The sequence below is a fragment of the Alteromonas sp. ABH4_457 genome, from assembly GCF_056160625.1.
In genome coordinates, this window is sequence record NZ_JBSWXN010000005.1 from 443,307 (window position 1) to 457,795 (window position 14,489).

The 14,489-nt window shown below is 45.9% G+C and carries 11 protein-coding genes; 6 read left to right on the forward strand and 5 right to left on the reverse strand.

Going from position 1 to position 14,489, the window contains the following annotated elements:
* Positions 1-106: 106 nt before the first annotated feature.
* Complete coding sequence (locus ACXAGR_RS14755; protein ID WP_303575013.1) at positions 107-310, forward strand: hypothetical protein; 204 nt, start codon at positions 107-109, stop codon at positions 308-310.
* A gap of 88 nt (positions 311-398) precedes the next feature.
* Here ACXAGR_RS14755 and ACXAGR_RS14760 read toward each other — a convergent pair whose 3' ends face one another.
* From ACXAGR_RS14760 to ACXAGR_RS14770, 3 genes are all read right to left on the reverse strand, one after another.
* On the reverse strand, positions 399-554 hold the full coding sequence (locus tag ACXAGR_RS14760) for a hypothetical protein (protein WP_474851114.1): 156 nt from the start codon (positions 552-554) through the stop codon (positions 399-401).
* A 232-nt stretch (positions 555-786) separates the two neighbouring features.
* Complete coding sequence (locus ACXAGR_RS14765; RefSeq protein WP_474851115.1) at positions 787-5,298, reverse strand: EAL domain-containing protein; 4,512 nt, start codon at positions 5,296-5,298, stop codon at positions 787-789.
* Positions 5,299-5,480: 182 nt separating this feature from the next.
* Positions 5,481-8,231, reverse strand: coding sequence for an insulinase family protein (locus ACXAGR_RS14770; RefSeq protein ID WP_474844772.1), 2,751 nt, complete (start codon positions 8,229-8,231; stop codon positions 5,481-5,483).
* A 176-nt stretch (positions 8,232-8,407) separates the two neighbouring features.
* On the opposite strand from ACXAGR_RS14770, the gene sixA reads away from it, so the two are divergent.
* Positions 8,408-8,920 (forward strand): phosphohistidine phosphatase SixA, encoded by a 513-nt coding sequence (gene sixA, locus ACXAGR_RS14775; protein ID WP_474851116.1) that lies wholly within the window; start codon positions 8,408-8,410, stop codon positions 8,918-8,920.
* 121 nt (positions 8,921-9,041) lie between these two features.
* Positions 9,042-9,230, forward strand: a complete 189-nt coding sequence (locus tag ACXAGR_RS14780; RefSeq protein WP_119500773.1) for a hypothetical protein — start codon at positions 9,042-9,044, stop codon at positions 9,228-9,230.
* 1 nt (position 9,231) lies between these two features.
* Here ACXAGR_RS14780 and ACXAGR_RS14785 read toward each other — a convergent pair whose 3' ends face one another.
* Positions 9,232-10,527: an HlyC/CorC family transporter gene (locus tag ACXAGR_RS14785; protein ID WP_474844774.1), complete on the reverse strand. Its 1,296-nt coding sequence runs from the start codon at positions 10,525-10,527 to the stop codon at positions 9,232-9,234.
* 137 nt (positions 10,528-10,664) lie between these two features.
* Entirely contained in the window at positions 10,665-11,456 is a 792-nt protein-coding gene (locus ACXAGR_RS14790) for a cytochrome C assembly family protein (protein ID WP_474844775.1), read from the reverse strand.
* A gap of 218 nt (positions 11,457-11,674) precedes the next feature.
* On the opposite strand from ACXAGR_RS14790, the gene ffh reads away from it, so the two are divergent.
* The 3 genes from ffh to ACXAGR_RS14805 all read left to right on the forward strand — a co-directional run bounded on the left by ffh (position 11,675) and on the right by ACXAGR_RS14805 (position 14,484).
* Positions 11,675-13,069 carry a signal recognition particle protein gene (ffh, locus tag ACXAGR_RS14795; protein ID WP_474844776.1) on the forward strand — a complete coding sequence of 465 codons (1,395 nt, stop codon included), beginning with the start codon at positions 11,675-11,677 and terminating at the stop codon, positions 13,067-13,069.
* Positions 13,070-13,486: 417 nt separating this feature from the next.
* Positions 13,487-13,825: a PadR family transcriptional regulator gene (locus tag ACXAGR_RS14800; protein ID WP_474844777.1), complete on the forward strand. Its 339-nt coding sequence runs from the start codon at positions 13,487-13,489 to the stop codon at positions 13,823-13,825.
* Entirely contained in the window at positions 13,819-14,484 is a 666-nt protein-coding gene (locus ACXAGR_RS14805) for a permease prefix domain 2-containing transporter (protein ID WP_474844778.1), read from the forward strand. The genes ACXAGR_RS14800 and ACXAGR_RS14805 overlap by 7 nt, the downstream gene beginning before the upstream one ends.
* The last annotated feature ends 5 nt before the right edge of the window (positions 14,485-14,489 follow it).

A 14,489-nucleotide genomic window follows, 5' to 3' on the forward strand; every position in this document is an offset into this window, starting at 1 on the left:
AGCGCTGTTTTAACTGGCTTTCGTGGTCAAAATAAGTACACTGCAACCGGTTTGGTTATTTTGTAGTCAATTTTTTGGCGTAGTTAATCAAGAGGTTATTTTTCCTATGATGGTTTTTCTGGCTTTAATGGTGTTTGGGTGTTGTGCTGCGGGATATTACGTTGCAGCAATGAAAGCCGGAATGAATGCGAAACGCTGGGCAGTAGGTGGTTTATTACTGGGGCCGGCACTTTTCCCGCTGTTTAATATGAAGCGGTACTTACTGTGGCGTGAAATTGCAGGGTATCGTGGACCCGTGTTTGCCGCTTAGCCTTAAATGGCTATGTATCGCCTTCCGTGGCGAATTTCAGGCATAAAAAAAGTCAGACTGTTCTGACTTTTTTGTGTTAAGACCAAAATTAGTCTAAATCACAAGCATTCAGGTGTGTGCAAGGCTTCATCTTCTGGAACTGAGTCGTGGCTTCCTTTTGTTTCTCAACAGGCTTGGCGCCTTCTTCTACAGTGACAGGTGCAGTTGTGGAAAGTGCTAGTGCTACAGCGGCTGCTTTTAACATTATAAATATCCTCTGATTTTTTATTTGAACAAACAACACCGTTCTCGCCGGTGCACCAGAGATATTGCTATATGCGTGCCAACCTAAACCTTTAGTAGTATGAAAGTTTTAAAACTCTTATTTTTCAGTAATTTAAACGTGTTGTTTTTAAACTGAATTTTGATGGTGCCAGAAAAAAAGATTTGCAATAAATTAAGATGTGTACTACGCCTTATTTTTGACGCAGGGGAGTTCAGTAAGAATTCTGACCGATGAGGTTATAAAGCTTTTGATTTTCCTGAAGTAATTTCTCAAATCGTTCAGCATTCAGTGGTTTTGAATACAAATAACCCTGTAACATTTCACATTCGTAGCGACGTAAAATCGTCAGTTGTTTTTCCTGTTCCACACCTTCAGCGACCACTTTTAGCCCCAGATTATGGGCAATATTGATGATAGCGGCAGCCATATGCCGGTCTGTGCTGCTTTCTGCAATGTCGTCAATGAACGCTTTATCGATTTTCAGCGTATTCAGCGGGAAGCGCTTAAGATACGCCAAAGAAGAGTAGCCTGTTCCGAAGTCATCCAGTGCCAGGTGAATACCCCGGTCCCGCAGACGCTTCATCATTTCCAGACCCTGATCCGGATTCTCCATCAGCGTGCCTTCGGTAATTTCACACTCCAGATGGAGCGGGGATAACCCTACTTCCTTCAGGATTTGCTCAATCCGGTCGTCCAGGTTTGGCAACTCAAACTGCTTGGCAGAAATATTCACCGCTACACGGCCGGAGAACAAGCCGGCGTTGACCCAGCGTTTGGTATCTGCACAGGCCTTACGCAGTACCTGTTCACCAATTTCAACAATTTGCCCTGTTTGTTCTGCCAGCGGAATAAACTGACCCGGACTGACAATACCCTTTTGCGGGTGTTCAAAGCGCACCAGGGCTTCCATACTCACCAGCTTACCCGAGGCAATATCAACTTTAGGCTGGTAATAAACCGTGAACAGATCGTCTTTTATGCCCTGACGGATCAGGTTTTCTATCTGCAACTGGCGCACGGCGTTCTGGTTCATTTCACCACTGAAGAACTTATACGTATTACCACCATTGTTTTTCGCAAAGTACATAGCGGTATCTGCGTTTTTCAGCATTTCCTGAGGTGTTTTACCGTCATCAGGATAAAAGGCGATACCGATACTGGCACCAAGTACAAATTCCTGCTTATTAATAATGAAAGGCCGTGACAGGTTATCCAGAATGTCCTGTGCATAATGGGTAATAGTGTGGATGTCTGCCTGATCTTCCATCAGAACACTGAATTCATCACCGCCAAGACGGTAACAGGTTGCCGTAGTGCCGGTAATACGCTGTAAGCGCTTGGCGATTTGCTTAATCAGCACGTCGCCGGTCTGGTGGCCAAGGGAATCATTAATCTTCTTAAAGTTGTCCATGTCCAGACAGAGCAGGGTATGAGACGCTGCTTTACGGACCAGGTTTTGATGGCTGGCCTGGAAGAAAGAGCGGTTAGGGAGTTCTGTCAGCGGGTCGGTATTCGCCAGCTTCAGCAATTCTTTTTCTGTGCTCTTACGGGATGTGATGTCAGAGAATACACCCACAAAATGACTGATACGGCCATCGTCATCATGTACGGCATCGATATTCAGTTCCATCTCGTAGCGCTCACCGTTCACCCGGGCTGATTCGACTTCGCCAAACCAGTTACCTTTAGTGCGCAATGTTTTCTTAATTTCTTCGGTAAAGGCATCCGGATACTGGTTAAAGTACATGTACGAAGCCAGTGCCTGATCACGGCTTTCTCCGGTATAACCGCAATAGGCGTTATTGACCGAGATGTAGCGGAAATTGGTATCGGTAATGAATACCCCTTCGGAGATATTTTCAATAGATCGTTTGAACAGGTTTAACTGTTCCTCAGCTTCTTTCAGATGATGAATGTTTTTCAGTGTACCCGTCATCCGCATGGGTTGCTGATTATGGTCCCGCTGCACAACCTTGCCGCGGTCGAGTACCCAAATCCACGAGTTAGAAAACGTTTTTGCCCGGTAGGCCAGCTCATAAAATTCAGATTTACCTTCCAGGTGAGCCTTTAAGGCTTCCTGAACACGCATGACGTCATTGGGATGAATATTGGCATCATAAGCACTGGACGTGCGGATGTTGTCCTGAGGGAAATCCAGCGTGCCCCATGTGTTAGCACGATAAACCTGACCACGGTAAACGTCCCAGTCCCAGAGTTCGTCGCCGGAACTCCACAGGGTAAGTTTCAACCGTTCTTCCGACTCTTGTATAGCCCGCTGACCCTGCTTACGTAACTGGTACTGGCGCAGAATGTAAAAGAGTACGGAGAGTGCTATAAAGGCGTAAAACACCAGTGCTGCACTATGTAACCAGAAAGGCCGGCCAACAGATATTTTAAAGCTGGTGCTGTCTGACCAGGTTTTATCCCCTTCCTTGGCCTGCACTTCAAAGACATAATTGCCGAAATGCACGTTATTAAATTGTGCCAGTCTGCTGGTATCAGCCGGGAACCAGTCATCTACATTCCCTGGCATGCGATAACGGTAAACCACATCTTCAGCGGTTACCGGATTAATGAGACCAAAAGTAATACTGAAACGGGATTGTTCGTAATCCAGAGAATACCCGGACTTTTCTAAAATGCTGGTATTAGTCAATTTTGTTTCATCATCAAAATCGCTAATTGAAGATGAGCCAAATATTTTAAGATCAAAAAGATGTGGTGGACGTGTTTGAGAAGTCTGAACTAAATCTCTTTCAATAAAAGTTTTAGTTAGTATATTGAATCCTTTCGAACCGGCAAAAACCAGTGCTTCATCAGAGGTAAGTAGGGCAGCACTCTCACTGAACTCATTATATCCCAATGCTTCCTTTGAAATATAATCTTTGGATTCAAGAGTAAAAAGATCTACACGCGTTATACCCAACCTGTTGGTGTACCACACTGAACTGTCACGACCCTGAGCAGAGAAGGTCACTCCTGCATCCTGCAAAACTTGTTGGCGGTCTTCAATCTCGAGACTATGGGCATTAATTTTAATAACACCGTTATAAAAAGTGGTGACCCAATAGAAATTTCGCCAATAGTGAACATTCATGGCCCTGAAGCTGTTATTTGTCGGGTCTTCAATGACTCTGACAACCTCACCGGCAACGGGGTCGAAGACCAGTATTTTATCAGGTGTTGATACCCAAAGCCTCTGTTCACTGTCCGTGAATATAGGAAAAACAACAGTATCACTTTGTACAATTTGGTAATCTGTAGAAAGGGTTTCCAGTTCGCTGATACTTTCTGCCTCACCTAGCATTGAACTGGGTATAGAAGTCAACTCACCATTATTCAAACTTAACCAAACATATTTGCCATCAAAATACAGGCTTTCCAACACCTTGTTCTTGAAAAGTGTTGTAAGTAAATTGAATTTTCCGTTCTGATATTCATATATTAGCAGGCCGCTAGTACTTGCAATCCAAAAGTAGCCATTGTCATCAATAATCAAATCCCAAAGGTTACTCTTGGAATTTTCGATAAAGTAGTCGATTGTTCCAAGATCCCGGTCAAACTTACCTAATCCTTCATTTTGCGTGACAAACCATAGATCACCATTCGCATCTTCATCGATGGCCCAAATGGTTGACGAGATGGAAGCTTTCTGAAATTCTTTTCTGTTTTCAAACGTGCGGACAGCACTAAGTTTTGGCTGGTATCTGAATAAGCCTGAATAGGTGCCAACCCACACGCTGCCATTACTGTCTGCCTGAATAGAAAAAATTATTTTCTGTGTTAAGCCGGTAAGTTCTGCGCTTTTCTGGCCTGCTGCGATAAATTGTCTTTTTCTCAGGTCGTAGATAGCCAGACCTTTGAAAGTGCCTATCCAGACGATATCTCCGACCTGTGTCAGTGCAGACGTGGTAGATAATTTAATTGGCTGGTTGTCTTCTGAACTGCCCAAATAAGAGATTTCGCCGTTATTGGCAATCCTTGTAATTCCGTCTCCTGTTGCCAGCCAGTATTCCCCGTCGATTACCTGGATGTCATGCACACGGTTTTGAGCAACTGAATAACCATAGGGATTCACTTTTGAAAGCGGGAATATCTGATCACTGTTTTTATTCAGAATGAAAGCACCGTGGTTCTTTGTTCCTATCCATAAACGGTGTGCTTCATTATAAATAACCAGCATATCGTCGGGTAACTTTGTGCCACGAAAAGCCGGGATCAGTACCTTCCCATCGGGTTGCAGGCGATAAATTTCGTCATAGGTACTGACAAGCAAGCGACCGTTTTCGTCTGCTATTATTTTTCTGATGTATTTAGATTTTGACGTATTGGCTTCAAAAGCGATGACGGTAAAGTCGTCAGTCTGGGCATTGTATTTCGCCAGGCCCTGGTCTGTGCCTACCCAAAGGGTGCCCTTATCATCGATAAACAGATCGTTTATCCATGTCGAAGGCAGAGAGCGGGGATTTGAAGTTAGAGGGTGATACTGTTTAGCACCTTCTGAATAACCGGTATAACGGTGCAGGCCGGTGAGTGTGGCAATCCACAAGCTTCCGTTCTTGTCTTCAACAATATCCAGAATGCTATGGTCTGAAATACCATCTTTTTGCGAGATATTCTGGAAGTAAATGTCTGTGATTGATACAGCCTTACTCTCCGCACAGAGTAGATACCCCGGCAGCAGAATGCAGCTGACAAAAATCCAGATTAAGGTTGAGCGCACCAATACACCTTTGGCCGTATTATTTTATCGTTTTAATTACGTTTATTATCGGCAGCATCCATTCAAACCGAAGGTTCAATATGCCGAAATCAGCCAATATCTACAAGTTTTTTTCCGGATAGGGGACAGAGGAGGTTAATTCTTGTCCACTTTAAAGTTTACACCCTATTTATCGTGAAAAATCAGTCAAAATAAGGTGTTTGCTTTTTGAACGATGACAGGTCGCTGAGCAATCTGTCCTGAGGTACATCGATACCTTTGAATTTACCGGGTGCAAACAATACCAGTTCGCCGAACAATCTTCGTTTGGCCAGCGCGTTGGCGTAGTCCTGTATATCGGTAAAAGACAGTCTGCAGATCAGGTCGGCAAGCTTGCTGTTCCTGTCAAAACCATGATCCTGAATGCCCAGGCTTACCCACAGCCTCTGTGATTTCATCGACAGTGATAAATCACGCTCTTCCATCTGTTTTAGCAGATTCTTTTGAATCGTTGACCAGTAGAACCGGTAAAAATCAATTTCATTAAGTTGCTCAAACAGAAAGGAGGTCATTTCTTTAAGCAGAACTTCCGGTTCGTGAGACGGACTTTGAATGTAGAAAGCCATACCCGGATGCTGATTATGTGGCACATAGCCGGTGCCGACCACGTACCCGAGTTGCTTTTCTGTTCTGAGTACATTGAAAAACGGGGCGGCGAGCATTTGTTCCAGCACCATACACATGGCAGTGTCTTTCAGGCTGTTTCCCGGCGCCTGTAAATAAAGCACTACTGCCGCGTCATCGTGTTCACATATGACTTCGTGATAGAGGGCTTCGCCAACAGGTAATTGGGTCACAGCGCGGGACAATGGCTGACAACCGGCGCCGGGACAGGCACCTTTTAAATGCTCTGCAAAGGTTGAGGCTTCTTCTGCCGGCCAGTTGCCATGCATAAAGCTCTCGACGAAATATTTATTCAGCGCCTGCCGGCAAATGTCTGTCATATTTTCGAAAGAACATTCACGGACTGCCTTAAGCAGTTCCACCGGCGCCTGGGTGTTGCGCTGAACAATCACGCTGAGCCGTGAAAACAACCGGTTGGTAGGCTTATTCATCAGGGCATTTTCAAGGGTCTGAATCTGCATGGCTTTCAGACGCTCAAATTGGGATGCTTCAGGCATAAATTGATGGATAGTTTCCAGCAGCTGACCAGCCAGCTTGACCTGATGATTTGAAAATCCGCGAGTATGGAGGGTAAAACCAGCCTGATGCCCGTAAATCCGGTAATGCAGGCCGGCAATTTCTGCGCGGTAATATTTCGCCTGCAAATGGTCATTCAGCGCTGCGAGCCAGATACGTTTTGCCGCTACTGCAATCAGGTTGTCAGTAAATGCAGGTGCATCGAAAGAAATATAAATATCGCCTTTCGGGCTGTGGAACTGGTTGTCCTGCGCAAACCAGAATGCGAAATGTTCTTCTCTGACCAGTGCTCCTGGCAGTAAATAATCATCGCCCGGAATAGTAAGGTGATAATCATCACCCAGATAAGGATTGGGCGGAGGTAACTGTAAACCGTCGTAAGCTTCCGGCTCTGCCAGCTTGTGCAATAAGTCCTCAGGCAAAGGGCGCATCTGATAGCGGGCGTTATAGTGCCGGCACACCGAATCTGTGGGAAGGTCCGGCGCAATCATTTTTACCCGCATTGTACGGGGGGTAAAAAAGGACAGTGCGTGTTCCAGCTTCTGCTTGTCAAAACTGTCGATAATGATTCTGAAGAGCTTAATTTCTTCGCTGTCAAAGGTGAACAGATGCTGGGAATATTCACAAACAATACTTTGCAGCTTGGGATTCTCTTCATACTGATAAGCCAGTGCGCCAAGATGCGCTTTTTCCTGATACCGCCACTTCTCATCAATGCTGTTTTTAATGAGCCTGACGAATGCGAATAAGGCTTCCAGTATGCTGTCTCTGTTGTTCAGACCTTCTTCGGTTAACTGAAAGCTGACATTGAAATCTTTAAAGTCATCGCCTTCAATCCCGCTGCCTGCTATCAGATTGGTGACCCAGTTTTTAGCCTTCAGACAGGCCAGTAAGCTGCCTTCACCTTCATCGCCGATGAGGTGACTTAAATAGTTAAGCGGTTTGGTGCGGTAATCCAGGTGGAGTCCGGGCAGAGCAAAGGTGACAATCATCCGCCGCGCGGTTTGCAACGGAATGATATTAATATCTACCGCAAGTTGTTCTTCGTTATAAAGTGGCGGCCATTCTTTTGGCGCTTCTTCACCCTGACGGAATGCACTGAAGCTCTGCTGTGTCAGTTCCAGCACATCTTCCGGATCTTCACTGGTAAAAATGGCCAGGCACATATTGCTGGCAGTGTAGTACTGACAATGATAATCATGTAACGCTTTATGCAGTTCATCTTCCGGTAAAGAGCGGAAAATATTGGCATTGCCTACAGAAAATTTACTGAAGGGATGGGCCGGATTCGCAGTTTCTTTATGGATTTGATAAAGACGGCGCAAATCATCTTTACGTTTAAATTGAAATTCCGCCTCGATAGCGTTGATTTCTTTATCCAGAGTGTCTTTATCTAACAAAGGGAGTCTGAGCATATCTGCAAAAGCGGGAAGAATGCGTTTGAGTTCCGCGCTTCTGCAATGAAAATGGTAATTAGCAAACTCAGTGCCGGTCCAGGCGTTAATACTGCCGCCTGCACTGTCCACCATATCATTAATGCTGTTGGGCTTAGGCAAGTGGCGACTGCCAAGAAACATCATGTGCTCGAGGAGGTGAGATAAACCTTCACACTGTTCGGGATCATAAAAATGGCCGGCACGGACAGACATGGAAACATAGGTGGAGGGTGTCAGTTCATGCTGGTAAATCATGACCCGCAGGCCATTTGGAAGCGTATGGAAAGTGGCTTTTTCCAGATTCAGTGGTGTTGTCAAAATGCTCTCTTTATTTATGTTTTTTACTGCATTTCTTAAAAGGTAACTTTCCGGCGCTTGCGCTTCCTGAATTGATTACACGTCCGTATCACCTAAAGTCTTACATATTTATACTAGGCTAGTCTTTTCCGGTCTGCTATGGTTACAGTGTAGTCTTTCATCATATTCATTAAACTATGCCACGTCAAAATTCCAACGCCGACATTTTATTGTTTATCATGCGCCACGGTGAGGCGGAATCATTACGGGTTGATGACAAAAGCCGGCAACTTACCGATTATGGAAGGGCTCAGGCATCAGTCAGTGCTAACTGGCTTATTGATAACTACTGCCAGGACCGGCAAATAGATCTGGCTCTGATCAGTCCTTACCGTCGTGCTCGTCAAACATTTGACATGGTCAGTCTGGATATCAGTGCTAATAAAACGGAGTTGTGTGAAGACATTATTCCGGAAGGCAATCCAAAGCTCGCACACGACTATGTAGACACCCTGTTCACCGCTACACAGAGTAGAAGTCAGCCTGTTGAACGTATGCTGCTGGTCAGCCACATGCCCTTTGTCAGCTATTTTCTTGATGAGGTGTGTGTCATACCCAGTAACAGCCTGTTTGCCACCGCTTCAGTTGCTGTCGTCCGCTATAATGTGCAGAAACAGCATGGCGAACTGCTAGCACATTTCCAGGGATAACCCTAAGCCAAAGATTCTTAAGGCTTTCTCAATAAAATCAAAAAAATGCTTCAGAAGTTGGTTTATTAACCGATAAACAGGTTAGTGAGAGTGTAACCAGCTGCGCAGGGCAGTATTCCTAATGACGACCAAATCTATTCCGGATTTGCTCCGTCGATCTCTGGAGAGTCATATGGCGGAAGCCGATCTCAGAGATGATGAGGAGCTAAAAGATATCCTAGGCAAACTGAATGTGTTGTCGGGTAAAGTTGCTGCGGCGAAAGCGCAGGTACTGGCCCGCAGAGCGCAGGCCAAAGAGAAATCAGAGTAAATTAAATATCTGAAGCGTTATCCCGCGGCTCAGTGAAGTATTCGGGTAGGATACGCACGGTTTTCACCATATTGTCTTTTATATCCACGATCTCCATAGGATAACCGGCGAGACGCACACTGACCTGATTTTCCGGAATTTCTTCCAGGTACTCCAGAATAAGACCGTTAAGGGTTTTCGGGCCGTCAACAGGCAACTTCCAGTCCATTTCCTTGTTTAAATCACGCACGTTAGCACTGCCATCTACCAGCACACTGCCATCCTGTTGAATGTTCGCTTCTTTACTGTGATCCGGCACCATGGACGTGGTGAAGTCACCGATGATCTCTTCAAGAATATCTTCCAGCGTGACCAGGCCCATAATATCGCCGTATTCATCGACCACCAGAGCAATACGTTCTTTTTCTGCCTGGAATTTGTACATCAGAGTATGTAGTGGAGTGGACTCCGGTGTGAAGTAAATTTCACGCACTGCGCGTAGCAAACTCGACTTAGTGAATTGATCTTTTGATAACAGACGAAGGGCGTCACGACAATGCACGAAGCCCACGGCATCATCAATGCTGTCACGATACAGAAGTACACGGGTGTGCTGGGCATGGGTAAGTTGCTTCTGGATTTTCTTCCAGTCATCGTTGATATCGATAGCGACAATGTCTGCTCTGGGAACCATGATATCTTCGGCGGTGACATTCTCTAAATCAAGAATACCCACCAGCATATCCTGGTGCTTTTTCGGTATCATCGTGCCGGCCTCGTATACCACCGTCCGTAATTCCTCCCTGCTTAGGGAGTCATCGTTACCATTTGTCGGGTTAATACGCAGCAGGAACAAAATACTGTTAGTGATGGAATTGATGAGTGCAACAAACGGATAAAGTACAAATAGCAGAGGCAGCAGTATGACTGAGCTCGGGAACGCGACTTTTTCAGGGTACAACGCCGCCAGTGTTTTCGGGGTGACCTCAGCAAATATCAGCAGGACCAGAGTAAGGCCAAATGTGGTTGCAAAAAATCCCCAGTAATCGCCAAACAGGCGGGTGCAGATAATTGTTGCGATAGAAGACGCCGCAATATTAACCAGGTTGTTACCAATCAGGATCAGGCCGATGAGACGGTCAGGACGTTCAAGTAACTTTTGCACCCGTAAAGCTGCACGGTTACCTTCGTTTTGCAAGTGTTTGAGCCGATAACGGTTTATCGACATCATGCCTGTTTCAGAGCTGGAGAAATAGGCAGATAAAAAAATCAGCACGCCAAGTGCAATAAATAGCGTACTCGTTGATATGTCGTCCAAAAATCCGGGTTCCTTTACCTGTGTGGACTATCCAATTTAGTTATTCAGACAGCGGGTTTCAAGTGTAAGTTAATGAATCTTTATTATAACTGGCCTTTTCGGGCATTTTATCTGCATTTTAAGACATTAAGAAGCCTTTAAAGCAGTATTTCTCTGACAAAGCGGCTTCCAAAATAAGCGAGTGTGAGCAGCATCAAACCAATAACGGTGAGTACGATAACCTGTTTGCCGCGCCAGCCCCAAATATGCTGACCGGTAAGCAGGACAATATAAACTGCCAGGGCAATTATCGACAGGACAGTTTTATGGGCATACATGGTACTGAACATATTGTCGAGGAAGACGAACCCGCTTACCAGCGATAAAATCAGCAGGAATGTGCCGACAAGCAGTAGCTTAAACAACATGCCCTCTACCAGCATTAACGGAGGTAGCGGCGAATTCAGCAGAGATGCGCCTTTCTGTTTCAGCTTAAACGTAATAAACGACATTTGTAGCGCGTAAAGAAAAGCGATCACCAGCGTGCCGTAGGCAAATAACGAAAGGGTAATGTGGATAACCAGACCAGGCTGCATTTCTATGTGCATGATATGACTGACCGGCAGTACCTGAGCGGCCGCAATTGTCATCGCAGAAAATCCAAACACCACGGGCAGCAGAATGATATTAGGCATGACCGATGCGCTAATAAGCATAGATACAGTGATGAGCCAGGATACCAGTGACAATACATTGGTAATACTCATGTTCTGGCCAGGGGCAATAACAATGGCCTGTGACAGGTAGCATATATGGGCAGCCGCACCTGCCAGAGACAGGATCATTGCCAGTTTCTTGTTTGGTGTTTGCTGATTGACAATCTTGCCCATCAAAAGAAAAGCGGCAGCAAGATAAAAAATTATGCCGGCTACGGCAAATACGGTGGTCATCCCAATTCCTGTACGAAGGGGTGCTGTGTGACTTTTTCCTGCACCCGTTTTACTGGCTGTATTGATACTGCAAGTGCAAAGGAAATTCAACCAGAACCATTGTTTTTACACAGATTAAGACAATATAAACAGAGAAACACATATCAAGGTTCGTTGTGAACGCCTTTTTCGCTATAATGGCGGGAATAATGAGTTAACCGATTTGAAGAAGCTGCCTTATGTTTGAGAATTTATCTGAACGCCTTGGTCAGACGTTACGCAACGTTAGTGGCCGTGGCAGACTGACCGAAGACAACATTAAAGACACGCTCAGGGAAGTGCGGATGGCACTGCTTGAGGCGGACGTTGCCTTACCGGTAGTCAAAGAGTTTGTCGCCCAGGTCAAGGCCCGTGCTGTAGGCACTGAGGTGACCAAAGCCCTGAAGCCCGGTCAGGTCTTCATAAAAATTGTACAGTCTGAACTTGAGTCTGTCATGGGGGAGGCCAATGAAAAGCTGAACCTCTCTGCTCAGCCACCGGCGGTCGTTTTGATGGCAGGTTTGCAGGGTGCCGGTAAAACCACCAGTGTGGGTAAACTGGCTAAGTATCTGACTGAGCGCGAAAAGAAAAAAGTGCTGGTGGTCAGTGCGGATATTTATCGTCCTGCGGCAATCAAGCAGCTGGAAACACTGGCTACAGATGTGGGTGTGGGTTTCCATCCTTCCTCTATTGAACAAAAGCCCATTGATATTGTTAACGGCGCCATCGATGCGGCGAAAAAACAATTTTACGATGTACTTTTAGTGGATACAGCCGGTCGTTTGCACGTTGATGCAGACATGATGGATGAAATCAAAGCGCTTCACGCTGCGGTTAAACCTGTTGAAACCTTGTTCGTGGTAGATGCCATGACCGGTCAGGATGCGGCAAATACAGCGAAAGCCTTCAATGATGCATTACCACTTACCGGTGTGATCCTGACTAAAGCCGACGGTGATGCCCGTGGTGGTGCCGCGTTGTCGGTGCGTAAAATCACCGGCAAACCCATCAAGTTCATTGGTATGGGTGAAAAGGTTGATGCCCTTGAGCCGTTCCATCCTGAGCGTATTGCCTCGCGCATTCTGGGGATGGGTGATGTACTCAGCCTGATTGAAGAAGTTGAGCGTAAAGTTGATAAAGACAAAGCGCAGAAACTAGCGAAGAAAGTTCAGAAAGGCAAAGGTTTTGACCTTCAGGACTTTAAAGAGCAGCTTGAACAGATGCGCAATATGGGCGGCATGATGGGGCTGATGGACAAGTTGCCGGGTATGGGCGGCATGGCTGACAAAATTAAAGATCAGGCCAATGAAAAGCAGTTCAATCAGATGGAAGCCATTATCAATTCCATGACGCCGGCTGAACGCGAGCGTCCTGACATGATCAAAGGCTCCCGCAAACGTCGTATTGCTGCCGGTTCCGGTACGCAAATTCAGGATGTTAACCGTCTGCTGAAGCAATTCACCCAAATGCAGAAGATGATGAAGAAAATGTCCGGCGGCGGCATGAAGAAAATGATGCGCCAGATGAAGGGCATGATGCCTCCCGGCGGAATGGGTGGCATGGGCGGTGGCGGCGGAATGTTCCCGCCACGGTAAGCCACAGAGATAAAACGAAAAAGAGACGGCATGCCGTCTCTTTTTTTATTGGGCCGATGGTCATTTCCCGTGTTATAACATGACACAAATCTGCGCCCACACCGACATTGTCTAATGTCAGAGTCTGATTCGCCATTACATCCCGTGAGGGCCACACTTGCTCCAATCAGCAGAGCCAATAGTTTGTTATCTATGTCTTTATCCTCGCACAAGAAATACGTTAAGTATTCATCAGCGTCACAGCCAATTATGTTATTAATTGTAATTTGGGTCGTCAGAATGTAATGGCGTTGAGGGCGTGTCGGGTATGCCAGACTATTGTGTTGTATAGCCTGATATAACTTCTACAATGTATAGGATATTGACGTGAAAACTATTTGTTATACATTGTAGATCAAACCAAACACAGGAGGCGCTATGAGTAAGGAAAAATACCTCGGCGAATTTGAGCAGTATGTGTTGCTGGCAATTTTGAAACTTGGTGATCAAGCCTATGGCACCACCATTCGTCAATTGCTACACGACAGCATTCAGCGGGATGTGAGCATCGGCGCACTGTATACCACGTTGACCAGAATGGAAGATAAAGGGCTGCTCACCAGTGCAATGGGAGAAGCGACAGCAGAACGGGGCGGACGGGCAAAAAAATACTTTCAGGTGACCGCTGAAGGGCAGGCGGCAGTGAAACGCTCTCGTCAGGCGTTGCAGACTATGTGGCAAAACATCGCACTAAGCGATAAGGCCGCACAATGCTGAGTATATTGCAGAAGCCACCACGACTGGCCCAAAGTCTGTTAGCAAGAATAGTACCCCAACACCTGCAGGAGCCGATGCTGGGCGATCTGGATGAAACGTTTTATGCCAGGCAAGCACAGCATAATGTACTGGCAAACGCATTCTGGTATTGGCGACAAAGTTTATTAACCTCCATTCACTTTATTAATGACACACAAAAGGTAGTAATTATGTTTATTATCAGCGTCGGTTTATTTTTAGCGTTAACCCTTTTCGCTATGGCGTTGGGGGGAGAAATCAGCATGTTCATTGATGTACCGTCAATGCTACTCACATTGCTACCCGCGGCACTGTTTACAATAGGCGCAACATCATGGAAAACTTGCAAACTGGCCATTAAAACGGTGATGTTGGGAGACATGGAAACCAATACGCAGGCCATTTCTAGCCTACGAGTATTTACCTTGCTAGGTAACAGTATCATGTGGCTGGGTATACTGATGACTGTGCTGGGGTGGATTTCCATGGGCGCATTTATGGAAGATCTTAGTGTCTTCGGTCCGGCGTTCGCCGTGTCCATGCTGACAGTGTTCTATGCACTTATTGTGAAAACACTTTGCTATGTGGCTATCCAGCGTATCACCTTCCTGCAGGAAACGCTGTCAGGTGAAGATCTTTAAGGCCT